The organism is Rossellomorea oryzaecorticis (genome assembly GCF_045897515.1).
Taxonomy (GTDB): Bacteria; Bacillota; Bacilli; order Bacillales; family Bacillaceae_B; genus Rossellomorea; species Rossellomorea enclensis.
Genome location: NZ_JBJOSA010000013.1, coordinates 58,364 through 82,185 on the forward strand (window position 1 = coordinate 58,364; position 23,822 = coordinate 82,185).

General features: G+C 43.5%; 26 protein-coding genes and 1 other RNA gene. 24 read left to right on the forward strand and 3 right to left on the reverse strand.

Annotated elements, in window-relative coordinates; translation table 11 throughout:
* Positions 1–6 precede the first annotated feature (6 nt).
* From ACKA06_RS14940 to ACKA06_RS15000, 13 genes are all read left to right on the forward strand, one after another.
* Complete coding sequence (locus ACKA06_RS14940) at positions 7–591, forward strand: AAA family ATPase (RefSeq protein ID WP_411160023.1); 585 nt, start codon at positions 7–9, stop codon at positions 589–591.
* A gap of 112 nt (positions 592–703) precedes the next feature.
* Positions 704–1,243: an RNA polymerase sigma factor gene (locus ACKA06_RS14945; protein ID WP_411160024.1), complete on the forward strand. Its 540-nt coding sequence runs from the start codon at positions 704–706 to the stop codon at positions 1,241–1,243.
* Positions 1,233–2,141 (forward strand): stage II sporulation protein P, encoded by a 909-nt coding sequence (spoIIP, locus tag ACKA06_RS14950; RefSeq protein ID WP_411160025.1) that lies wholly within the window; start codon positions 1,233–1,235, stop codon positions 2,139–2,141. Before ACKA06_RS14945 ends, spoIIP begins: the two co-directional genes overlap by 11 nt.
* Positions 2,142–2,310: 169 nt before the next feature.
* A complete protein-coding gene (locus ACKA06_RS14955; protein WP_197671024.1) occupies positions 2,311–3,288 on the forward strand; it encodes a LacI family DNA-binding transcriptional regulator in 978 nt (325 codons plus the stop codon).
* Between the two features lie 5 nt (positions 3,289–3,293).
* Positions 3,294–4,184 carry a ribokinase gene (gene rbsK, locus ACKA06_RS14960; RefSeq protein ID WP_411160026.1) on the forward strand — a complete coding sequence of 297 codons (891 nt, stop codon included), beginning with the start codon at positions 3,294–3,296 and terminating at the stop codon, positions 4,182–4,184.
* Entirely contained in the window at positions 4,181–4,567 is a 387-nt protein-coding gene (rbsD, locus tag ACKA06_RS14965) for a D-ribose pyranase (protein ID WP_058299952.1), read from the forward strand. The genes rbsK and rbsD overlap by 4 nt, the downstream gene beginning before the upstream one ends.
* Before the next feature lie 19 nt (positions 4,568–4,586).
* Positions 4,587–6,077: a sugar ABC transporter ATP-binding protein gene (locus ACKA06_RS14970; protein WP_411160027.1), complete on the forward strand. Its 1,491-nt coding sequence runs from the start codon at positions 4,587–4,589 to the stop codon at positions 6,075–6,077.
* A complete protein-coding gene (gene rbsC / locus ACKA06_RS14975; RefSeq protein ID WP_411160028.1) occupies positions 6,070–7,026 on the forward strand; it encodes a ribose ABC transporter permease RbsC in 957 nt (318 codons plus the stop codon). The genes ACKA06_RS14970 and rbsC overlap by 8 nt, the downstream gene beginning before the upstream one ends.
* A 10-nt stretch (positions 7,027–7,036) precedes the next feature.
* Positions 7,037–7,966: a ribose ABC transporter substrate-binding protein RbsB gene (gene rbsB, locus ACKA06_RS14980; protein ID WP_411160029.1), complete on the forward strand. Its 930-nt coding sequence runs from the start codon at positions 7,037–7,039 to the stop codon at positions 7,964–7,966.
* 730 nt (positions 7,967–8,696) lie between these two features.
* Entirely contained in the window at positions 8,697–10,190 is a 1,494-nt protein-coding gene (locus ACKA06_RS14985; RefSeq protein ID WP_411160030.1) for a spore germination protein, read from the forward strand.
* A gap of 27 nt (positions 10,191–10,217) precedes the next feature.
* Positions 10,218–11,318, forward strand: coding sequence for a GerAB/ArcD/ProY family transporter (locus ACKA06_RS14990; RefSeq protein ID WP_411160031.1), 1,101 nt, complete (start codon positions 10,218–10,220; stop codon positions 11,316–11,318).
* 5 nt (positions 11,319–11,323) lie between these two features.
* Entirely contained in the window at positions 11,324–12,448 is a 1,125-nt protein-coding gene (locus ACKA06_RS14995; protein ID WP_411160032.1) for a Ger(x)C family spore germination protein, read from the forward strand.
* A 595-nt stretch (positions 12,449–13,043) separates the two neighbouring features.
* Complete coding sequence (locus ACKA06_RS15000) at positions 13,044–13,436, forward strand: YbaN family protein (protein WP_411160033.1); 393 nt, start codon at positions 13,044–13,046, stop codon at positions 13,434–13,436.
* A 127-nt stretch (positions 13,437–13,563) separates the two neighbouring features.
* Here ACKA06_RS15000 and ACKA06_RS15005 read toward each other — a convergent pair whose 3' ends face one another.
* The gene (locus ACKA06_RS15005) at positions 13,564–13,758 is read right to left on the reverse strand and encodes an IDEAL domain-containing protein (protein WP_058298706.1); all 195 of its coding nucleotides are present in this window, start codon (positions 13,756–13,758) and stop codon (positions 13,564–13,566) included.
* Between the two features lie 247 nt (positions 13,759–14,005).
* A complete protein-coding gene (locus ACKA06_RS15010) occupies positions 14,006–14,272 on the reverse strand; it encodes a hypothetical protein (protein WP_032088310.1) in 267 nt (88 codons plus the stop codon).
* 211 nt (positions 14,273–14,483) lie between these two features.
* On the opposite strand from ACKA06_RS15010, the gene ACKA06_RS15015 reads away from it, so the two are divergent.
* Together ACKA06_RS15015 and ACKA06_RS15020 are read left to right on the forward strand one after the other, a co-directional pair.
* On the forward strand, positions 14,484–14,624 hold the full coding sequence (locus ACKA06_RS15015; protein WP_156416143.1) for a hypothetical protein: 141 nt from the start codon (positions 14,484–14,486) through the stop codon (positions 14,622–14,624).
* A 62-nt stretch (positions 14,625–14,686) separates the two neighbouring features.
* On the forward strand, positions 14,687–15,208 hold the full coding sequence (locus ACKA06_RS15020) for a type 1 glutamine amidotransferase domain-containing protein (RefSeq protein ID WP_032088311.1): 522 nt from the start codon (positions 14,687–14,689) through the stop codon (positions 15,206–15,208).
* A 48-nt stretch (positions 15,209–15,256) separates the two neighbouring features.
* Here the strand turns inward: ACKA06_RS15020 and ACKA06_RS15025 are convergent, their stop codons facing one another.
* Entirely contained in the window at positions 15,257–15,553 is a 297-nt protein-coding gene (locus ACKA06_RS15025) for a phage holin family protein (RefSeq protein WP_244888148.1), read from the reverse strand.
* A gap of 176 nt (positions 15,554–15,729) precedes the next feature.
* Between ACKA06_RS15025 and ACKA06_RS15030 the strand changes: the two genes are divergently transcribed.
* From ACKA06_RS15030 to abc-f, 9 genes are all read left to right on the forward strand, one after another.
* The gene (locus tag ACKA06_RS15030) at positions 15,730–16,167 is read left to right on the forward strand and encodes a peptidylprolyl isomerase (RefSeq protein ID WP_064565344.1); all 438 of its coding nucleotides are present in this window, start codon (positions 15,730–15,732) and stop codon (positions 16,165–16,167) included.
* 56 nt (positions 16,168–16,223) lie between these two features.
* A non-coding RNA gene (ssrS, locus tag ACKA06_RS15035) (6S RNA) lies at positions 16,224–16,411 on the forward strand.
* Between the two features lie 105 nt (positions 16,412–16,516).
* A complete protein-coding gene (locus tag ACKA06_RS15040; protein WP_058298705.1) occupies positions 16,517–16,951 on the forward strand; it encodes a hypothetical protein in 435 nt (144 codons plus the stop codon).
* A complete protein-coding gene (locus ACKA06_RS15045; RefSeq protein WP_064565347.1) occupies positions 16,948–17,325 on the forward strand; it encodes a nuclear transport factor 2 family protein in 378 nt (125 codons plus the stop codon). Before ACKA06_RS15040 ends, ACKA06_RS15045 begins: the two co-directional genes overlap by 4 nt.
* A 34-nt stretch (positions 17,326–17,359) precedes the next feature.
* Positions 17,360–17,764, forward strand: a complete 405-nt coding sequence (locus tag ACKA06_RS15050) for a GNAT family N-acetyltransferase (RefSeq protein WP_231938041.1) — start codon at positions 17,360–17,362, stop codon at positions 17,762–17,764.
* 25 nt (positions 17,765–17,789) lie between these two features.
* Entirely contained in the window at positions 17,790–18,692 is a 903-nt protein-coding gene (locus ACKA06_RS15055) for a hypothetical protein (RefSeq protein ID WP_064565350.1), read from the forward strand.
* A gap of 862 nt (positions 18,693–19,554) precedes the next feature.
* Positions 19,555–20,589, forward strand: a complete 1,035-nt coding sequence (locus ACKA06_RS15060) for a sensor histidine kinase (RefSeq protein ID WP_214871551.1) — start codon at positions 19,555–19,557, stop codon at positions 20,587–20,589.
* 122 nt (positions 20,590–20,711) lie between these two features.
* Positions 20,712–21,608 carry a cupin domain-containing protein gene (locus ACKA06_RS15065; protein WP_411160034.1) on the forward strand — a complete coding sequence of 299 codons (897 nt, stop codon included), beginning with the start codon at positions 20,712–20,714 and terminating at the stop codon, positions 21,606–21,608.
* Positions 21,609–22,116: 508 nt separating this feature from the next.
* On the forward strand, positions 22,117–23,793 hold the full coding sequence (abc-f, locus tag ACKA06_RS15070) for a ribosomal protection-like ABC-F family protein (protein WP_082641682.1): 1,677 nt from the start codon (positions 22,117–22,119) through the stop codon (positions 23,791–23,793).
* Positions 23,794–23,822: the final 29 nt, after the last annotated feature.

The window sequence follows — 23,822 nt, forward strand, 5'->3', positions numbered from 1 at the left end:
ACAAAAATGAAATTGGTATTATTATTCGGTCCACAGGCCGTAGGGAAAATGACGGTTGGACAGGAACTGGAGAAGGCAACGGGATTGAAGCTGTTCCACAATCATATGACCATCGAGTTACTGCAGCCCTTCTTCGGCTTTACCGATGAAATGTGGAGGCTGTCTACATTGATGCGTGAAGAAATCTTTGAGGCTTTTGCAAAAAGTGACCAGGAAGGCATGATCTTCACCTTTATGTGGGCGTTCAATGAGCAGGAGGATTGGGACTGGGTTGAAAAAGTGGAAGCAATCTTCGAATCGAAGGGTGCGGAAGTGTATTTTGTTGAACTTGAATCCGATCTCGAAGTAAGGTTGGAACGAAACAAAACAGAGAACCGCCTACAGCATAAGCCGTCCAAGCGGAATGTAGAAGATTCCGAGAAGCGGCTGCTGGCTTCTTTGGACAGGCTTAGGTTGAATTCGCGTGAAGGGGAAATACATAAAGAGCATTATCTAAAGATTAACAATACCTCGCTGACTCCGGGAGAAACTGCGAAAAAAATTATTGAAGTTTTTAAAGTTTTTAAGTTAACGAAAGCATTTGAGAACTGATGCATAGAAAATAGGGAACTTCTAATCAAAGGAAGTTCCCTGTTTTTATAAAAAACTGTAACCTTTTCTGACGCTCATTCGATTAATACATGAAGACAAAGGGGGGAGAAGCTTGATCGATTTAGATGATCTTGAAGGCAGTATCAGTGAACTTTATAAGGTATATCATTTAGAGGTTTACAAGTTCCTTATTTGTTTTTGTGCAAATCAAATTGATGCCGAGGATTTGACCCAGGAAGTATTCATCCGTGTCCTGAACAACCTATCTTCTTATAACCAGCAATCCTCTATTAAGACCTGGATATTTTCCATCGCAAAACATGCTGCCATAGATCATCATAGGAAGAAAAAGTTTGTCACTTTCTTTAAAGACGGCTTCTTTAAAAATATCGAATCTGAGGCAAAACAACCTGATGAATGGCTGGAAGAGCAGGATATAAAAAGAGTGGTTCATGACGCCATTTCCCGACTGAAACCCCATTTCCGAGCGGTTGTCATACTCAGGGGGATCAATGAATGTTCAATTAAAGAAACATCAGAAATTTTACAGTGCAGCGAATCGAAAGTGAAGGTCAGTTATCACCGGGCTTTAAAAGAGCTGAGGAGGAAATTGAATGTAGAAGGAGAGGAGGCATTACGAAATGCAAAATGATAAAGAAATAGTAGAAGTGATTAAAGAAGCATATCCACTTGAACCGCGGAAATCTTTTGTAACTGAGACACAGCAGACATTGATGAAGTCAGCGAGGAGAATGAACAGGAGAAAGCGTATAAAACACTTATCGCTTGCTGCTTTAGGATTCGCACTTTGTGTCACTGCTTCTTCTTGGTTTTTGTTTTTTGATGGAGGTGCCGAGCTTAATCGTTCATTTTCAACATTTTTTGATAATGAGCCTTCTGCAGGAATAAGTGCCGGGGAACCATATGTTTATATTTATCATACGCATAATCAGGAATCCTTTACTCCAGAAGGATCTTCAGGAGAAGTTATTGAAGAAAAACGTGAGGCAAAGAATATTTCAGTTGTAGGAAACAGGCTCAGTAACCTACTCAATGAAAAAGGAATCAATACGATCCATGAGCAAAAGAATGTCAGTCAAACTCTGGAAGAGCGAGGGTGGACATTCGCTGATTCTTATAAAGTTTCACGGGAATATTTCACTGAGACCCTGGAAGATCATAACAATATTGAACTTGCATTGGATATCCACAGGGATTCCAGAAAGAAAGACGAAACGACGCTTAAATCAGGAAATAAACAATATGCAAGGATTGTCTTTATCGTTTCCAGCTCTAGCAGTCGTTTAGAAGAGAATCTTGAGCTGGCCAAACTCTTTAATGAAAAACTTGAACGGAAAGTTCCGGGTATTTCAAGAGGGGTTTTTGTAAAGTCAAAAGAAAATCTTCAAGAACAAAATACCTATAACCAGGACCTTATTGATCAAGTGTTGTTGGTGAATGTTGGGGGGGTAGAGAATACCCTGGAGGAAGAATACCGGACTGCCAAAGTGCTGGCTGAAGTCATTAAGGAGTATATTGAGAAAAAGTAAGAAGCTTAGACAACGGACCCCGGCAGCAATCCTGGTCCGTTTTTTCTGTTTATTGGTTATGATGAATCCTCTCGTTGTCCTTAAGGGAAGAAAAAAAATAAACTTGCAAGCGATTTCTATTCTATGCTATTTTATATGTAACCGGTTACATGAACCAGGAGTGAAAATGATGCCAACGATAAAAGATGTTGCACGCGAAGCGGGTGTTTCTGTTGCTACGGTTTCACGTGTATTGAATGACACCGGCTATGTCGGTACCGATACGAGGAAGAAAGTGATGAAGGCGATTGCCCAATTGAATTATAGCCCGAATGAAGTGGCACGCTCTCTTTATAAACGGGAATCGAGGCTGATCGGGCTGCTTCTGCCTGACATTACAAACCCATTTTTTCCACAGCTTGCAAGGGGTGTGGAGGACGAACTGAGCCGGTCGGGCTTCCGGCTGCTGCTCGGGAACAGCGATGAGAATACAGAGAAGGAACTTGATTATATCCAGACATTTGTGCAGAACAATGTAGTGGGAATCATTTCAGCTACCAATCACGTTGACTATCAGATTTACAACGAATTGAAGCTGCCGCTTGTCCTCCTTGACCGAACGTCTAAAGAATTCCCTGCCGTATATGCGGATGGAAGGGAAGGCGGGCGTTTGGCCGCGCGAACCCTTATTGATAAGGGGGCAGAGCGGATCACACTTGTAAAAGGGCCGGCTCACGTCAAACCTGCTCAGGACCGATACATAGGTGCGCTTGAGGAATTAAGTCGCACAGACGTCGATTTTTCGGTCTTGTCCACGACCTCCTATTCTTTTGAAGAAGCAAAAGGATGGGCAGAGGAACTATTTGAAAAGTTCCCGAATACGGATGGCGTGATTGCGAGTAATGACATAGTTGGAATTGCGATCCTCCATGAAGCGCTGAAGCTTGGAAAAAGGATCCCTGAAGAGCTGCAGATCATAGGATATGATGATATCCCGCAAAGCAGCTTGTCGTATCCTACGCTGTCTACGATCAGACAGCCGGCATACGAAATGGGGAGGGAGGCTGCTCAGCTTCTTATCAATATCATCAGAAAAGAGAAAGGCATAGAACAGACGGTTCAGATGCCTGTCGAACTTATCGAACGAAATACTACCCGAAAGGATTGAAAAGCATGAAGAAACCAAAGCTTGCGGTCATTGGCAGCTCATCAATGGATCTTGTCGTGACTTCAAAAAAGCGCCCGCTTGCAGGAGAGACTGTACTCGGGGAGACGTTTGAAACAGTACCCGGTGGAAAAGGAGCGAACCAGGCAGTGGCTGCTGCGAGGCTCGGAGCCGACGTCCATATGATCGGATGTGTCGGGGATGACGCCTACGGAAAGGAAATCCTGGATAACCTGAAATCGAATGGTGTAAAAACTGGTTATGTGAAACCGGTTACACACCAAAAAAGCGGAACGGCTCACATCATATTAGCGGAAGAGGATAACAGTATCGTCGTAGTAAAAGGTGCGAACGATTTCGTGACACCCGACTATGTGAAGGAAGCGCTGCCTCTTTTGAAACAGTGCGATCTGATCATGATTCAGCAGGAAGTACCCGAGGAAACGGTACTGAAAACAGCCAGGCTTTGCGGTGAAATAGGAGTCCCGCTTCTCTTGAACCCCGCTCCTGCCAGGGAAATCCCGGATGAGGTGATTGAAAAAGCGGCCTATCTGACACCGAACGAACACGAGGCAGGAATCTTATTTAAAGGGCAGGAATTATCAAAATCACTTTCTAATTATCCGAACAAGCTTCTCATTACTGAAGGAGCGGCAGGCGTCCGATATCATGACGGCAGCAGGGAACAGCTCATCCCGTCATTTCCGGTGAAAGTGGTCGATACGACAGGAGCGGGTGACACATTCAATGCCGCATTCGGCACGGCAATCGCTGAAGGTCAAAACATGAAGGAAAGCCTTCGATTTGCAAACCGTGCAGCTTCGCTTTCTGTAACCGGCTTCGGGGCTCAGGGCGGAATGCCGACAAGGGACGAAGTGGAAAGGGGACTTGCAGAATGAAACGCAACGGAATGCTGAACAGTCATATCACGAAAGTACTCGCCGATCTTGGCCACACCGATACGATTGTGGTGGCTGATGCCGGACTTCCGGTTCCGGCAGGAGTCATGAAGATTGACCTTTCCTTGAAAGAAGGGGTCCCGTCTTTTCTCGATGTCGTAAAGATCTTGAGAGAAGAGATGGTAGTAGAACAAGTGACGGTTGCTGGAGAAATCGAACAGAACACGCGAGTTCATGAGGGAATTAAGAACGCTTTTCCCGAAATGGATTATATTTCTCATGAATCGTTGAAAGCTCAGTTGAAAGATGCCAAGGCTGTCATTCGCACGGGAGAAATCACACCATATGCGAACTGCATCCTTCATGCAGGCGTTACTTTTTAACCAAAAGGGGTGACAAGTTATGCAAATCAAAATGGAAAATATCCATAAAGCCTTTGGAAAGAACAAGGTGCTCGAAGGTGTGGATATCCACATCGAAGACGGGGAAGTCCATGCTCTTATGGGGGAAAATGGAGCCGGAAAGTCGACGCTCATGAATATCCTGACTGGCCTTCATAAGAAAGATCAGGGGATTGTGCAGATAGACGGCACGGAAAAGACATTCGCAAGCCCAAAAGAGGCGGAAGAGTACGGCATCGCATTCATCCACCAGGAACTGAATATCTGGCCGGAACTGACGGTGCTCGAGAACTTATTCATCAATAAGGAACCGGTTACACATTTCGGTCTTATCCAGACGAAAAAAATGAAAGCGATTGCTAGTAATCAGTTCGAAAAGCTGTCCATCTCAATTCCCCTTCACAAGGAAGCGGGACAGTGTTCAGTCGGTGAACAGCAGATGATTGAAATCGCAAAAGCATTGATGACCGATGCCAAAGTCATCATCATGGATGAGCCGACGGCGGCGCTCACGGACAGGGAAATCGGGAAGCTATTCGAAGTGATCCGATCGTTGAAGAAATCGGGCGTCTCCATCGTCTATATTTCTCACCGGATGGAGGAAATCTTCACGATATGCGACACGATCACCGTCATGAGGGACGGCAGGACGGTCGATACCACACCGATCCCTGAGACAAGTTTTGACGAGGTCGTCCGCAAGATGGTCGGGCGCGAACTGACCGACCGTTTCCCGAAGCGTGAAGCGAAGCCGGGTGAACCGATGCTCGAAGTGAAGAAACTTACGAGAAAAGGAGTCTTCGAGAATGTGAGTTTCCGTGTCAGGGCAGGCGAAATCGTCGGCGTGGCGGGTCTGATGGGGGCCGGCCGGACAGAAATCATGCGTACTATATTCGGACTTGACGGTAAATATGACGGTGACATTTTTGTAAACGGAAAAAATGTAAAGATCAAGAACCCGAACCAGGCGGTAGGAATGGGCCTCGGATTCATCACTGAAGACCGGAAAGAGGATGGACTGGTACTCGACTTTCCGATCAAGGACAATATCGTCATGCCGAGTCTGTTCAGTTTTACAAAAAAAGGTTTGATCCAATCGAAGCAGGAACAGGAATTTGTGGACATGCTCATCAAACGACTGACGATCAAGACGGAATCTTCCCAGACGGCAGCAAAGAATCTTTCAGGGGGGAATCAGCAGAAAGTCGTCATCGCGAAGTGGATCGGGATCGGCCCGAAAGTGCTCATCCTTGACGAGCCGACGCGCGGCGTGGATGTAGGGGCGAAGCGTGAGATCTATCAATTGATGAATGAGTTGACGGACCGAGGGGTGGCGATCATCATGGTATCTTCTGAACTGCCGGAAGTGCTCGGGATGAGTGACCGGATCCTTGTCGTCCACGAAGGAAGCATTGCAGGCGAACTATCGAAAGAAGAAGCCGATCAGGAAAAAATTATGACACTGGCAACTGGAGGTCGAATTCATGAATAATGCTCTGAAAACTACAAATCATGCAGGAAGTATAATGCAGAAGCTTGGGCCGTTCATGGGGCTGCTCGTATTGTTTGTGGCCGTTTCCGTTATGAACCCAAGTTTTCTAGAACCATTGAACTTATTGAACTTATTAAGACAGGTAGCCATTAACGCATTGATTGCGTACGGCATGACCTTTGTTATTTTGACAGGCGGAATCGACTTGTCGGTCGGATCCATCCTCGCCTTATCGAGCGCTTTGATGGCAGGCATGATGGTTTCCGGCATCGATCCGATCCTTGCGATCCTGATTGGGTGTCTTCTGGGGGCGGTTATGGGTGCGATCAACGGACTTCTCATCACAAAAGGTAAAATGGCACCGTTCATTGCCACTTTGGCCACGATGACGATGTTCCGCGGGCTGACCCTTGTATACACCGATGGAAATCCGATCACCGGGCTCGGGGACAGCTACGCGTTCCAACTTTTCGGAAGAGGATATTTCCTTGGGATCCCCGTTCCGGCGGTCACGATGTTCCTTACATTTGCCGTCCTTTGGGTGATACTTCGTAAGACTCCGTTCGGTCGCAAAACATACGCAATTGGCGGTAATGAAAAAGCAGCACTGATTTCAGGTATCAAAGTGTCCCGCGTGAAAGTGATGGTGTATTCACTTGCCGGGCTGCTCTCAGCGCTTGCGGGTGCTATTTTAACTTCCCGATTGAATTCGGCGCAGCCGACAGCCGGTACATCGTACGAGCTGGATGCAATCGCAGCCGTCGTCCTTGGCGGGACAAGCCTGTCAGGCGGACGCGGACTGATTGTCGGTACGCTGATCGGAGCACTCATTATCGGGACATTGAATAACGGTTTGAACTTGCTCGGTGTTTCATCCTTCTTCCAGATGGTTGTCAAGGGTGTCGTCATCATCATCGCCGTTCTGATCGATAGAAAGAAAGCAGCATAGGAGGATGATCATGAGAAAATTACTTGTACTCATATTGAGCCTGTCTCTTGTATTCCTTGGCGCCTGCTCGCTGCAGCCGCCGGAATGGGCAAAACCTGACACGAAAAACAAAGATCCGGAAGACATCAAGATCGGCCTTTCCGTTTCCACGTTGAATAATCCTTTCTTCGTCTCAATCCGAAATGGTGTCGAAGAAGAAGCGAAATCACAAGGCATGGACGTCGTGGTTGTCGATGCTCAGAATGATGCAGCCAAACAAATCAATGACGTCGAAGACTTGATCCAGCAGGGCGTCGATGTTCTGCTCATCAACCCGACCGATTCTTCCGCCATCTCAACGGCGGTACAGTCGGCGAACAGCATCGGCATCCCGGTCATCACACTCGATCGTTCCGCTGATAAAGGCGAAGTGGAGACGCTGGTCACATCCGATAATGAAAAAGGCGGAGAAATGGCAGGCGAATATATCGTGGAACAGCTTGGTGAAGGAACGAAAGTCGCAGAGCTTGAAGGGGTACCGGGAGCATCCGCTACGCGCGAGCGCGGAAAGGGCTTCCACAACATAGCAGATGAAAATCTGGATGTTGCCGCAAAACAGACAGCCAACTTCGACCGTACCGAAGGCCTCAACACGATGGAAAACATCCTTCAGGGTAATCCTGATATCAAAGCGGTGTTTGCCCATAATGACGAAATGGCACTTGGTGCGTACCAGGCAATTCAAAGCTCCGGCCGGGATGTTCTGGTTGTCGGGTTCGACGGGAACGATGATGCATTGAACAGCATCAAACAAGGCAATCTATCCGCAACCGTCGCACAGCAGCCGGTTGAAATTGGGAAGCTTGCCGTGAAGGCAGGATCCGATGTGCTGCAGGGGAAGAAGGTTGAAGAGTTGATTCCGGTTCCGTTGAAGCTGGTGACGGAGGAGAATGTAGAGTAGAGAAGTAGAGAATGATGATTGGATGGTTTTATTGCATTGGATTGAATTCATTGCGTTTTAGAGACTCACTGGGGTGGGTCTCTTTTTTTGATTGGCTGCCATTTATTCGTGTAGGTGGACGAGGGATGAATTGATTTAATAGATTGGATTATGAACCGGGTCGGGCAGGCTGATGTGTGGATAGAAAGACCTTTTTGGTTAATTTTGGTAAGCGACGGAATAAATCGTAAAATTCGAAGATTATTGATGGGAATTCGAAGATTCCGGTACGAAATCGAAAGAATAAGTCCGTTTTTCGAAAGATTCCTCCTCAAATTTAAAAGATTAATTCCCAAGACAAATGTAACCAGCCCCGTACCAGCCTAAATCACCACTTAGAAACCCCAATACACCCTCAAATCGCCTCCAATCCTCACTGAAATAATAAAACTTCCATTAAATACACCTTTTAAATACACCTTTTTAAAACCAAAACTTCATTTCATGTCTTCAATCCCCAATCCCGCAACATACTTTTTTAAACGCTCCATTCCCCAAATATCGTTATGCCTTTTCAGTCCACAAATCACCGTTTACATCCTATCGAAGCCTCCAAGCCAATTCACAACTACCTCCAATCCTAAATCAAAAAAATAAACCCACTCACGATCCAATCTCACCGTATATTTTCACCCGCTCTCGACGAAGCTGATAACATTGTCCAAAAATGATAAGACAGAAGGGGGCCATTATGATTTTCAAGAAAAATAAGAAGAGTCCCGATAAGAAGAAAACAAAGACCGATGTGCACGAAGTCAAATTGGCTGAGTCCTCATCGGAGTTTATAGAATCGGTCAAAACAAGTTTGCATAACAGCTCTGATGTGGTGGTCATCAATGTGCAGCCTAATCTCACTGCCATTTATATAGAAGGCTTGATAGATGGAAACAAGTTCAATCGTGATGTACTCGGTCAACTTGATGAGACGTCGGTGGAGCCCACAATCGTGGAAAGCCAAATGAATTCTGGGGATGTCCAACAAACTCCCGAATTGAAAAAAGCAGTGATCGCTTTGCTCGGCGGGGCTGTCCTGATTCATGTTGAAGGATTCGCAAATGTCGTCTCTGTCATGATCCCAACAACTGACAGGCGCGCTTTATCAAAACCTGAAAATGAATCGATCGTGATCGGCCCGCAGCTTGGATTCAATGAGAGCCTTACTACCAATGTTTCACTGATCCGTCGTTATTTAGTGAATTCCGACCTAACCAATGTATCGATGATTCTCGGTGAACAGACCCGGACTTCGATCTCAGTTATGTACATAGACGGTATCGCATCCAAAGAGATGGTGGAGACGGTCAAACAGCGTATCAACAATATTTCTGTAGACGGAGTTATGGACAGTTCGGTCCTCATGCAGCTGATTGAAGATAACTCGATGAGCATCTTCCCGCTGATGGTGCTGACGGAGCGTCCGGACCGGGCGTGCTCGTGGCTCCTCAACGGAAAAATCATCATTCTTGTAGACGGAAGTTCGCTCGTGATCGGGTGTCCTCAAAGTTTTATCGAATATTTTCAAAGCATGGAAGATCAGAACGTCAAATGGCAGGTAGCTTCCTTTTTTAGGATGCTGCGCATGATCGCGATGCTGCTTTCCGTGTTTTTTACCGCGGTTTATGTTGCTTCCCTGACCTTTCATTATGAAATCATACCCCAGCCCCTCCTCATCCCGTTGAGTGAGTCGAGATCGAGGGTCCCGTTCCCGCCGATCATTGAAGCGCTGCTGCTGGAATTCATCATTGAACTGTTGAGGGAGGCAGGAGCGAGGCTTCCGACCAAAGTGGGCCAGACGATGGGTATCGTCGGAGGTATCGTTATAGGGACTGCTGCCGTGGACGCGGGGTTCACCAGTAATATCCTCATCATCATTGTGGCACTTGGAGCACTGGCTTCATTTACAACGCCAAATTTCATGATGGGTAATGTGATCAGGATTTTGAGATTTCCAATCATTATTCTGGCAGGGTTTTGGGGATTTTACGGAACAATGTTTGCCTTTTGCTTCCTGCTCATTCATCTCTTGAGGCAATCAAGCCTGGGAAGTCCTTTCCTGGCCCCATTTTATCCAGTCAGGTTAAGGGATTGGACGAATAGCATCATACGACTTCCGCTCTCGATGACGTCGAAACGCCCTTTCCAGACAAGACCATTGGATTCCCAGAAGTATGATGAGGAGAAATAAAATAAGTCAATTGAAAGGAGACGACTCATGAAAATATCCATCAATCCTCCTCAGCAGTCCCTAATCAACGCCTTCCTTGTCATGTTCATTGTTCATACTGCTCAATTGGGTGTAGGTGTTCAGGGGTTTCAGAGAATCATTTATGCTGAAGCAAAGCACGGAGCATGGATGTCCGTCCTCCTTTCGGGAGTCGTCACGAGCATCATCGGTTTTGTTATCGTTAAAACCTTAAGTCATTATGAGAGTTCAGATATTTACGGTATTCAGCGCGATGTGTATGGAAAGTGGATTGGTACTTTTATCAATCTCGTTTACGTATCCTACTGTCTGGGTGCATTTCTTGTGGTGATCCGGAATTATATTGAAGTGGTCCAGGCCTGGGTATTTCCTGAGGTGCCCACCTGGTTTATTGCCATAACCCTGTTGCTCTTAGTGTTATACGGGGCACTTGGAGGTTTCCGGACCATTGTTGGAATGAGTTTTTTCAGCGTGTTTTTCGGGATATGGCTAATTGCACTGATTGCTTATCCGCTTAAATTCGCCAACTGGCAAAATGTATTTCCTCTGTTTGATTCACATGCCCTGGAAATTGCAAAAGGGGCATATGCAATGACCTTCACCGTCATCGGATTTGAACTCATTTATTCCTATTACCCTTTTGTGAAAGAAAAAAAGAAAACCAATCTGTATGTACAGATCGGATTGGCGTTTACGACTCTCATCTATTTGATCATCATGCTCGTATCGCTGACTTATTTCAGCGGAGGACAGCTTGGACGGACGGTATGGGGCACTCTTTCTTTATTTAAAATTGTCCGTCTTCCATTTATCGAGCGCTTTGAATATGTGGCCATTACATTTTGGATGCTCATCATCCTGCCGAATCTCATGCTGTATGTGTGGTCTGCTGCAAGGGGGATGGGAAGAATCTTTCAAAAAAGTGAAAAGTGGTTTCTTTGGATATTTGCAGGTGTTATGTTTATCGTCATCCAATTTTTTGTAACTAGAGAACAGATCAACACCTTAAGTAATAATTTTGCGAAAATATCGTTTTACGTCGTCTACTGCTATCCCGTTATTTTGTACATTCTTGTCATTATCAAGAAGAAAGTAACGAAGAAAGGGTGAGAAGTATGAAATTGATATGCATATCCATTATTGCTGTCCTGATGGTCCTGCAGCTAACTTCCTGTGCGGATCCAAAGACGCTGGAGAAAATCGGGATGATCACAACAGTAGGGTATGACAAACTTGATGAAGGCATACACACGACGATGCTCATCCTGGAAACAGATCCTAAATCAATGGAGAGCACAAATGTCATCTCAACTGATGGATTAACGAGCAAAGGGGCAAGAATCAAGGCAAATCAGAAATCACCGAAAAAGTTGATGTCGGGTCAGCTGCGCGTGGCACTTTACAGTAAGGACGTGGCGGAAGACGGACTCATCAACCTGGCGGATACCTTAAGCAGGGACCATTCTATCAGTGATCTGACGTATCTCGCTGTGGTGGACGGGAAAGCGAGTGACGTACTCGGGCGAAAATATGAGCAATTCTCCGATCCGGGGCAATATGTATTTAAAGAAATCGAACAGAACATCAAGGGAGAAACGATTCCTTCTCCAACACTCCATGAAATGCTTCATGATTATTATTCGGTCGGCGTCGACCCGATCCTGCCGCTCATAAAAATGGAAAACGACATCATCAGCATTGCCGGAATGGCCCTTTTGAAAAACGACAAAATGGTGGGGACGATCACACCGACGCAGGCATTCTACGTCAAATTGGTAAATGACCATTACGAGGCAGGCAATTTTGAAATGATTCTCAGAAATGGGGAAAATGCAAGCTTGATGAAAGGTCAAGACTCTTCGTCGCAAGTTGCCATCGCGCTCGATACAATCAAAAGCAAAAGTAAAATCCAACTTGCAGACCAAGAGGAGAATGAGTTCGATTTAAAAATTTCCATGAATGCCCGGCTGCAGGAAATCAATCGAACAATCGATTTGACGAACCCCAAAAACCTGAAGTTGCTGGACGAAAAAATCAGTGAATCCATGAAGAAGGAAATTGAAGAGTTGATCAAGAGTTGTCAATCGGTTGGTTCAGATGTTTTCGGATTTGGGGAAGTGTATCGCAGCTCCGTCCCTCATTCTGATTTAACAAGGAAAAAATGGCATTCCATGTATAAAAATATGAAAGTAAATGTTGGGGTCGACTTTACGATTGTCAGGACGGGTGTGGTGGAATAAGTTTTCTGTTGAACGAGAAGATGTTGATTGAAGAGACTCATGGGGGTGGGTCTCTTTTGGGGTAAGGAATCAGGGGGAGGGGGCAGGCTTTTTTGTGAATAGAAGGCGCTTTGTGTTTGGGTATTTTTGGTAAGTGACGAAATTAATCGTATAATTCAAAGATTATCGATGTGAATTCGAAGATTCCGGCCCAAAATCGAAAGAAAAAATCCATTTTTCGAAAGATTACCTGCCAATTTCAAAAGAATATCCAAAATATGTAATATTTGCGCCCCAAAAAACTCAAAAAATCACCTAAAAACCCCCTTAAGCCCCGCCTTAAAATTCAAACAGTACCTACAATCTCCTCAAGCATCGCCAAAGACTCAAATAGTACTCAAAAACAGATCCAATCACCGCTTCAAGATTCAAAAGTACCCAAATACAGCCCCATTCTCATCCCAAGCCGACCAAAAACCCGCCCCAAGGATTCCGCACCCCAAACCTCACAAATAGAACCCCCTTTAACAGAAATCTCCTTAACAAATAACAACAAATCCCTGTTATAGTTAAAATAGAATAAATGGATTGATGACAATTGTAGGGGAAATGATCTATGAAAAAGATAAAAAGTATTCTGTTTATGCTGCTTGGGATCGTATCGCTTGGAATTGGGCTTGCCGGCACGGTGCTGCCTGTCCTTCCTGGCGGTCCGTTCTATTTATTTGCCGCTTTTTGTTTTGCCAAAAGTTCGAAGCGGATTGATGCATGGTTTAAAGGAACCAAAATATACAATAAATATGTCCTCGCCTTTCTTCAAAAGAAGGGATTGACTCTTAAAGAAAAAGTCCGGATCAATCTGACGGCCGATTTCTTCATTTTGCTGTCTGTTCTGTACGTGGACATCCTGCTTGTCAGGATCATAATGATTGTACTGGCGTTGTACAAACATTATTATTTTGTGAGAAAAATAAAGACCCTTCCTGCCGATCGCAAGGTGATGAGGTGAATGAAGCGAACTGACGCGGGAGCGGCCACTTTTACCGGCTGTTTTCAACCATATAAAAAGGGACGGTGCCCGGCTCTGCAGCCTGGGCTCGTCCCTTTTAAATAGCCTTCAAGTAACGGCCTATAATTTAGTTCATAGCTTTTAACTCCCCGGTCAGCCTCAGGAATTCATTCTTGTCTCCGTCTCGCAATGCCCGGTCGATGTTCTGCTCAATCTGCTCTTTTCGGAATAAAAGCAGAGCTTTATCCAAAATCATTTCTGCCATTAAAGAGTCCAGTGTGATTAAATCAGGCTTTGGTGCGTTTAGCAAGTATTTCTTCATAAGAATCAACTCCTTGACCTTTTTTCTATTATACTAACTATTTTCTTAATTTTCAAACTTTTTCTAAAAAAATTACTTTCGATTGCCGGTTTGCTAATCCGCCTTAGAAGAAGGAGCACTGGGCACATACTATTCGATCTAAGAAAAAAGGGTCCTCTGTGGATTTTGAATGTTTACGGTTCGTAATCGGGACTGAAACTGATAAAGTCAAAAATAAAACAAGCAGGGATCCTAACCCCTGCTTGTTTTATTCGTTATCTTGCTTTTTTTCGTTATAATATTGAACTGAGGTCATAGCACCTTCACTGACCATCGAATTGTCCTCAATATTCTGGGGATCTGGATTACCGCCTTTATCTACCGGCAGGTCTTCGGATTTGCGTTTTTTAATTTTAGTCATCAAACCCTCTTTCATATTGTGCAGATGGTTTCTGTTTTCTTTGGAAGAAAGCAGCCAGCCTAATGAACCTGCTGTTACAGTAGCTCCGACTAATAATGTTTTATTAACTTTCATGTATTTTCTCCTCCTAAAACCTTTTGTCTTGTGTTTGGTTTTGTTATTCCCCTCATCGTTCCTTTTAAACATATTTGAGCATCCAATAACTAGCAATGGTTCTAGAAGGATCTTTCGAAAGAGCGTACTTATAATAAAAAAACATGAGTTATAATATTTCTAATTAATGGAATAATATCACCATGACATTCAGTCGGGAAAGGTGATATTCATGAGAAAAGTGACAGGTAAACAATTGTCAGCCATCATTTACATTAGCGGAGGCATGATGACAGTGATTGCGGTTGTCGTCTCCATTATCCAAACCAATACGATCATCAAAGCGATAAAAAAATACAGTCCGTATAATTAAAGTGCTTTTGGTTGCAAAGATCAGGATTTGTAAGCACAATGAAAGCATAGGAGGGATGAAGGATGAAACTGAAAGGGAAGAAGATCATTCAGCTTGTAAGCGCGGATTTTGAAGACCTGGAATTATGGTATCCCGTTCTCCGTTTAAGGGAGGAAGGTGCCGAAGTACATATTGCAGGGGAAAAGGCAAATGAGGAATACATAGGAAAGTACGGTGTTCCAATCGTCAGCGACCTGACATTTGGAGACGTGAACCCTGAAGAGTATGATGCGGTACTTGTCCCGGGCGGATGGTCTCCTGATAAACTGAGGAGATTCCCGGAGGTCATTGAAATGGTTAAAGCCATGGATTCAAAGAAAAAGCCTATCGGACAGATTTGTCATGCCGGCTGGGTATTGATATCTGCCAAGATACTGAACGGTGTAAAAGTCACAAGTACCCCGGGGATCAAAGATGACATGGTAAATGCCGGTGCCACATGGGTGAATGAACCGGTTGTAGTTGACGGTCACATCATTTCGAGCCGCCGGCCGCCTGATCTGCCGGATTATATGAGGGAATTTATAAACGTAATGGCTGAATGAAAAAATGCAGAAGTCATCCGGGTAAGGACGGCTTCTGCACTTTTTAAGCTATTTTTTATTCCGCTGTCTTTTATCCTCGTCTTTCACTCTTGCTACAAACGTCTGTTTGAACGATTGATGAGTCGTAATGGCCGCTCCCGTGCAGATGAACCCATTGGCGATTCCGTTGAAATCCAATCCGAGTGTTGAAGTGCTGGCTGCCACACCAGCGGCCAGCAGGATCCAGATGATGAGCCAGTCAGGAATATGCGGTGTTTTCTTCAGTGCAAAACCTAATACCCATAAAGCCGGGACAAGAATCGTCAATTGAGGATGAATGGTGATGCCGCTCAGTAAATCAGTCAAGTGCAGCCCTCCTTTTGAATAAGCCTGCTACTAGTCTATTCAGTCCACTTGGAGGTTCATGACTGATTGGACAACATTTTTCAGGAGGATGGGACAGACAGTTTAATGTTAAAAGTGACAATGGAAACCTTCAATGATAAAATATGAATGACTTTATAGAGTAGGAGTTGTTTTAAATGGCGAAAAAAGGATACATACAATTTCAAACAGGTGAAAAGGTGGAATTCGATCTTTTCCCGAGTGAAGCACCAGGCACTGTTGAAAACTTTGAAAAACTTGCTAAAGAAGGATTCTATGACGGTTTGACTTTTCACCGTGTCATCCCAGGTTTCGTGAGTCAAGGCGGATGCCCGAATGGGAATGGAATGGGTGGTCCAGGCTACACAATCAAATGTGAAACAGAAGGAAACCCGCATAAGCACGAGGAAGGTTCCCTTTCCATGGCACATGCCGGCAAAGATACAGGCGGAAGCCAATTCTTCATCGTTCATGAACCTCAGCCGCACCTGAACGGCGTTCATACTGTTTTTGGAAAAGTAACATCCGGCATGGATATCGTGAAGTCCATGAGAAATGGCGATGTAATGGAAAAAGTCGAGGTATTCGACGCATAATCATTTCCTGAGATTTAACGGTTGAAATTAACCGGTAAATGATATACTATATAGTATACAAGCTGCGTTGTACGTAATCATAATGAAGTTTTAACCTTTAAACTGTAACAGGGAGTTTTATATCGAAGCCGGAATGTCAAGCCTCCGCGATAGAGGACGACAGGAAATCTTCTGCAAACACCCACTTTGAGGAGTGGTGGTTTAAAACTTTCTTATCTAAAATTACGGCAAATGTGGCTCTAACTTTTTTAACATCAGGCCAGTTCTTTTAAAGAGCTGGCCTTTTATCTTGTATATTTTAAAAGTGTGAATTTTTTGAAAGGTATATTATTGAAGGTGGGGACTTATCATGAAAGAAACGTTTGAAGGGTTTCTTGAAGAATTTCTGGCTGCGTGGAAGAAGTCATCGATTATTGAGATGGAAAGGTACATATCCCGTGATTACCAAGCCAGGGAAATATCTAATGGGGAAATATTCGATTTCGGCTATGAAGAATCGATAAACGGGTGGAAGCAGGGGTTTCAATTTGTTAATGAGAACGAAGCTAAGTGGGATATCAACCAACTATACACCCTCCCTCTAAGGGAAGATGAAGTAATGGCCGTTTTATCAGCAACGATCATCATAAAAGGAAATTCGATGGCAACTGCTAATGTGTTCTTTAACACATTCAAAAAAGTAAAAGGTTCTGGTTGGAAGCTGGTAAGAAGCTACATAGAAGCAGGTGTTCCTGTTGAGAATGTTCACGAAATTACTCTAAAAAAGAAAGGGTTGTCGTTATGAATATGAGTTCACGAAAAGAGAAGGCAGTGTCATTTCTGCAGATGGTGGCTGCGGGGGATGTACGGGAAGCGTTCGTACAATTTACAAGCGGTGAATTCCTTCATCATAATCCTTATTTCCGCGGAGATGCAGAATCCATCATCCTGGGGATGGAGGAAAATGCCCATAAGAACCCTGAAAAGATGTTCGAGGTCAAACATGCGTTGGAGGAAGGAGAAAGAATTGCGGTTCATTCTCATGTAAGGCAGCATCCTGGGGATATTGGTGCGGCTGTTGTTCATTTGTTCCGTTTTGAAGGTGAGAGGATTGTGGAGATGTGGGATGTCGGGCAGCCGATCCCGAGTGAATCACCGAATGAGAATGGGGTCTTTTAAGATTGATTATCCATGCAAAAATTGGGGGGGACAAGTGTTGCCTGTACAGTATTTGAGCTTCAAGGAGAGGCAGATTGAGCCTGCTGATTTGATGAGGTTATATAGACAAGCAGATTGGTGGGAAGAAAGAGAAGAGACTCAGATCAAGAAAGTCCTAAATGGTGGTATTGCGGTCGGTGCCTGGAATGACAATGAACTCATCGGATTCGCAAGGGCAGTGAGTGACGGGGAATTCAGGGCATATATTGAAGATGTGGTGATGAATGAGGAATATCGGAAGACAGGGATTGGCACTATGATGGTCTCCAGATTGCTGGATGAGCTTACTCACATCGATATCATCAGTTTATTTTGTGAAAAAGACTTGATTCCCTTTTACGAAAAAAACAACTTTAAAATGAGCAGTTGTCAATATATTATGCACCGTAAGAAAAGGTAATGGACGGAGTAAGAGGTGAAGGGAATTGAAAATACATATGAAGCCTGAATCTGAGACGATCAAGCGTTGGAGCGAAGCATTTATCCCTGAAAAAGATTTGTTCTTTCTGACTGAAAATGAACTCGTGAATCTTGAAGAGTACCTAGATCACGTTTTAGTCATTCCGAAAGAAGAATTTTCAGCCAACTCTACTTATAATCAGATTCAATGGCAAAACAGCTATACATATTGGAACTTATCTAAAAATGTTGAATTTGTCATTGTTGCAGAGTCAAGTTGGGTGGGCAGGCTTCCTAGAGCAAGAAGAAAACAGTTATTTCACAGTCAAAAAGAAGCTGGTAGTGGACTGATTTATGAGGTCTCACAGGACAGGATTGATGACTCGATACCACATGAGCATCTACTGAAGTCAGGTGGAGAACAGTTCATCGTTCTGCAGAAAGCCATGTGGGAAGAGCTCAGATATGAGGTTAAGAGAGACCTTATCAGTGAGATTGCACAGCAGTGGGAAGAATGGGTTTGTTACGGGCATTCACTGGAATCTCACCCGCACTTGCAGAAATATGCAAATGTCTTTCCTTCTTCCGGGGGAGGCAATTGTTTGGCGGCAACATTATTTGCGATTATCCGGCATGAGTGGATCATCAATGAGTGGGTCCATCCAAAAACGTTCAGTCTGGGGTTGAAGAGAGCGAATTACCATCAGATCGCGCACGGAGAATTAAGGGATGGTGACGTTGTGACATGGGAAAATGAGAATGGCATCATTCAGCATGCATCTTTTTGTGTAGGTGATGATAAATTCTTTAATAAAAGTGGGCAAACATTTTTTAATGCGTGGAAGATTGTTGATTCAGCAGATCTGGAAGATATGTGGAGTTCATATACGATGAAGATATTCCGAAAAACTGGTGGTATCATAAAGTAACTTTTTTGGCAGAGTCAATACCGCTAAGGAGTACACACTTCGCTTACAGTGGGAGTCTTGCACTCCAATCAACCGTTGGATGAGCTAACCCTATATGTACAATGAACAAATTAAAAACCCGAACTAATTTGCCTCACCTCATGCAAATTAGTTCGGGTTTTTTTAGACTAAATCATTTTTTCCCAGCACCATGTTTAAAACTCTCTTTTCCAAATCTTTTATATTCTTTAAAAGTTCCTGTCCCTTTTTGATTTCCTTTTAAAAAACCAGATGGTCACGCCAATCAGAATCAGAATGATGGCCAATGGGATTATAAGGAATATTGAAAATCCTGCTGTTTCAAGCATTGAAGTTCCTCCCCCAGTATATAAATAAATATTTGTGATAACAACTCTATTCCCGGGATCCCTTCCATTAAAACCTTTCAATTTGTTCAGATAGCCCCATCTTGGACCCAGGAAAATGAGTAAAGAGCGGGCTTATACAGTTTTTTAGGAGTATAAGTTTCTCTATCAATCTGTCAAAACTCAGGTATAATAGTAATTGATTTTTATTTATTCTTATTATTCATCCTATTTCGAAACTATATTTAACGGAGGCATTGCCGATGGACCATTCTGGTTTATTCAACGGTTTACTCATAAATCTCCTTGTCATTCTGATAATGATTTTATTGGCAAGCTTTTACCATCTTTCGCGACAACGAGTATATAAGGTTCAAATAAATTTTTTTCCTATCTATTTAATCAGTACATTTTTGATCTTTCTCAGCCTGCTCCTGTCTGTCAAGCTTAAAGACGGATTCTTTTATGATTTACGATTCATCCCTTTTCTCCTCGGCGGCATATATGGGGGGAGAAAGATGCTTCCATTACTGGCTATTACGATGATAGCTGTCCGACTTCCTTTTATGGGACCCGGCTTTTTCATTACGGTCGCCATCACCATTATTTCAACAGTTGCCATATACTATTTGACACCTAATCTATCAGGTAAGGCCTGGGTAAAGCGGGTTTATTGGTTTACGTTCTTTTCATTCGGATATTCCGTTCTTGGTCTTTTGCTCCCTTCAATATTTTTCGGCTTTAATGATTACTCGGCATTCTTGATTTATTCTGCGACATTGACGGGTTCGACCTTTTTTGTCTTTTATTTAAGTGAAATGATCCGTACAACCTATATTCTTCAGCTTGAAGCAATTAAATACGAGAAAATGCAGGTGGTCAGCCAACTTGCTGCGAGTATGAGTCATGAAGTGAGGAATCCCCTTACTACGGTTAAAGGCTTCCTGCAATTGATCAATGAAAACCCCGCGGATGCACCAACGAATACAGAACTATCAAAGATAGCGGTCAGTGAAATAGACAGGGCAACGGAAGTTATCAATCAATACTTGAATTTTGCAAAACCACATCCTGACAGGGAAGTTGACGTGGATGTGACCAGGGAAATCAGTCATACACAGGAAATTATCATGCCCCTAGCGGTTAATAAAGGAATAACTGTTGAAGCTGAACTCTTGCATCAGCATTCCATTAAAGGTGACCCCAATAAGCTGCAGCAGGTTCTCATCAATGTGATGAAAAACGGGATCGAAGCAATGGAGTCAGGAGGGGCACTGGAAATTTGCAGTTATGAAGAAGACGGCATGCTATGCATCATCATCAAAGACAATGGAATCGGAATGACGAAAGAACAAATAACACGACTTGGCGAACCTTATTATTCATTGAAAGGTAAGAACGGAACGGGTCTTGGAATGATGACCGTCTTTCAATTGGTAGATGGCATGAACGGTACAGTAAGAGTAGTGAGTAAGAAGAATAGGGGTACATCCATCATCCTGTCCTTTCCGATTTCCTGCAGAGTTTATGAAAAAGAGACAAAGGTTATGTAAGAAAAGGCCAGTCCTTCTTTGCGATCAAGGCACAGAGGAACTGGCCTTCTGTGGGCAAACACACATTTACTGTCTTCCTTGCATATCATATCGTGGTAAAAAACAGAAGGGAATGAGTGTAAATGTATTATCCTTATCATACTTATGCCGATCACTTGTCGAGGGGTGAACAAGATCAACAACAAGTACTGAAGCTTCTTTTTTTAGGTATACAAAGTAAAGCAGCTGCGGTCGATTTTTACAGCCGGATGGCAGGTTTGGCGCCAGATGAAGAACATAGAAGCAACCTCGTCAGAATAGCTGAAGACGAAAGGGAGCAGTGGCAGCAGTTGACAGGTCTTTATACTTCGATGACTGGTGCAGAGCCGATGTACAACGTACAGCAGGTTCCCTTTTACAGTTACCTTGAGGGTCTTCAAAGAGGTTATGAGTCGGAACTTGAAAGCTATGAACACTACAGATTGGGTACCTTGCTTACTAGTAATCCCGCGATATATGAAACATTATTGAATGCATGCATGGGCGATTGGGAGCATGCAGATCGTTTGAACCATTTGAAATCCTCCCTTGAAAGCAGGATGGATTTCGGACCTGAACCGTTCGCTGTTAATATTGATGATGCAACACTCCAGAATAATAATTTCAGGACAGCATTATGGACCGGGCAACATCTTCAGGTAACATTGATGAGTATTGGTGTAGGGGAGGATATAGGACTTGAAAACCACTCAAATCTCGATCAGTTCCTCCGAATCGAACAGGGGCGGGGAGTAGTCCAGATGGGGGATGATCCGAATAACCTGAATTTCCAGCGGAATGTGGAAGAAGACTTTGCGATTGTGATTCCAGCAGGGAAATGGCATAACCTTACCAATACGGGAAATGAGCCTCTAAAGCTTTATTCCATCTATGCACCTCCTCAACACCCTAAAGGCACTGTCCACAAGACTAAGGCAGATGCAATGGCGGCCGAGGAAGCTGAACATGGCAGGAAGTACTTTGGATCTTTTTGGGGTTAGTTGCGGGGATGAAGTTGAGAAGAGATTATGCCTATCCGAAATAATTAATTTACAAATAAAAGAAAAAATGAGATAATAATGAAAAAATGTAAGGGGGAAAGTAAGTTTATGGAACCAACAAATTGCTAAACATTAATTTTATTTAAAATTAATAGGGATTTTATTCAGAACGGCAATACCTACTCAAGATAGGTTTATTTGTTATGTTCTTAAATGGAATCAGGCAATTTGGAAGGTACTTGCTTACTTTTGCTCGGGATGATCATCAATAGGATGTGAGGGACCGGTTTAATATCGGGACCCTGCAGAAAGGCGGACTCTTTGTTTTCATTAACAGTTTGCGTTTAAATAACTATTCTATGGTCGCAAAATCGAGTATAAAAGACTGTAAGAAGTGCAATCTTCTTACGGTCTTTTTTAGTTTTAGTTAATTAAATAAGTATGAAAGTACTTCTTGATGCTGTCCATAAGAGCGTGACGCACACTATGGATGAAAGAAGGAAAAAGCATGCTGGAATTATCATTGAATGGCGTGAAAAAATATAAGGAAGCCACCCTGGTTCTGATGAATATCACGTTTGAGATTTTCACCGGCGAGAAGGTCGGCATTGTCGGTATCAATGGAAGCGGAAAAAGTACCATCCTGAAATTGATTGCGGGGATTGAGCCGATGCATTACTATCCAGGCTACCCGCAAACCTCCAGTTACGGCTATGATGAAGGATTTGTGAGCGTGCCGAAAACTGCAGAGGTTGCTTATCTTGAACAGATGCCGGAGCTGCCGAAAGGACTGAAGGTCATCGATGTTCTGAATTTGGCATTCGAAGAAACTCAGCTCATAGAGAAAAAAATGCGTGACATAGAGGAAGCGATGAAGACGCTCGAAGGTGATGTTCTTGAAAAAGCACTGAAAAAATACAGCGATCTCATTCAGTTATATGAAGTTAAGGGTGGATATGAGAAAGAAGAGAAATTAGGCAGGATTTGTACCGGGCTGAAGTTTGAGGAAGAATTTTTAAACAGGGACTTTGATTACTTAAGCGGCGGTGAAAAAACGACGGTCATGCTCGGGAAGCTCCTCATCAATGCTCCTGATATACTGCTGTTGGATGAGCCGACCAACCATCTCGATATGGATTCGATCGAATGGCTCGAAAGCTACCTGAAGAGCTATAAGGGAATCGTCCTCATCGTTTCCCATGACCGCTATTTTCTCGATCATGTAGTCTCGAAAATCGTGGAAATCGAGGACATGGAATCCAAGACCTACAAAGGGAACTATTCTTCCTTTGTCAGGCAGAAAGAAGAAAATATACGTATTCAATACGAGCATTTCCGGGAGCAGCAAAAAAAGATAGGCAGTATGGAAAATCAGGTAAAAAGCCTCAGGGATTGGGCATTAAGGGCAGATAACAATAAATTCTTCAGGAGGGCTGCGAGTATCCAGAAGAAACTCGATAAGCTGGATCTGATCGATAAGCCTGTTTTTGAAAAAAGAAATATGAGACTCAACTTCAAAGATGCCGTGCGTTCCGGAGAGGTTGCAATCAAGTCTGAGGGTCTGACAAAACGATACCATGATAGAATACTTTTCAACGAGGCTGACTTGGTGATCCAATACGGTGAAAGAGTGTCTCTGATTGGATCGAATGGAAGCGGTAAAACGACGTTACTGAAAATGCTTCTTGGTGAAGAACAATGGGATCAGGGTGATATCAGACTGGGTGCCAATGTAAAACCTGCATATCTGCCTCAGAAAATTCATTTTAAGGATGAACATATGACGGTCCTTGAAACGTTCAGGGAAGATATCTCGATTTTGGAAGGGAAAGCACGCGAATACCTTGCTAAGTTTATGTTTTATAAAGGCAGCGTTTTTAAAAGAGTAAAGCATTTATCGGGTGGAGAAAGGATCAGGTTAAGACTTGCGATGCTTATGTTTCAAGATATTAATTTATTGATTCTTGATGAACCAACGAACCATCTTGATATAGATTCAATTGAAACGCTCGAGGAAGCTCTTGAGGAATTTAAAGGGACAATTTTCTTCATCTCACATGATCGCTATTTTATCAACAAGATGAGTGAAAGAGTGATTTCTATCGAAAATTATGGATTTAAAAGTTACTTTGGAAACTATGATGAATATAAAAGAGAGTTGGACACAAAGAAGAGCTTGCTCTAATAATAACTCGGAGAAGGGGAAAACGATTT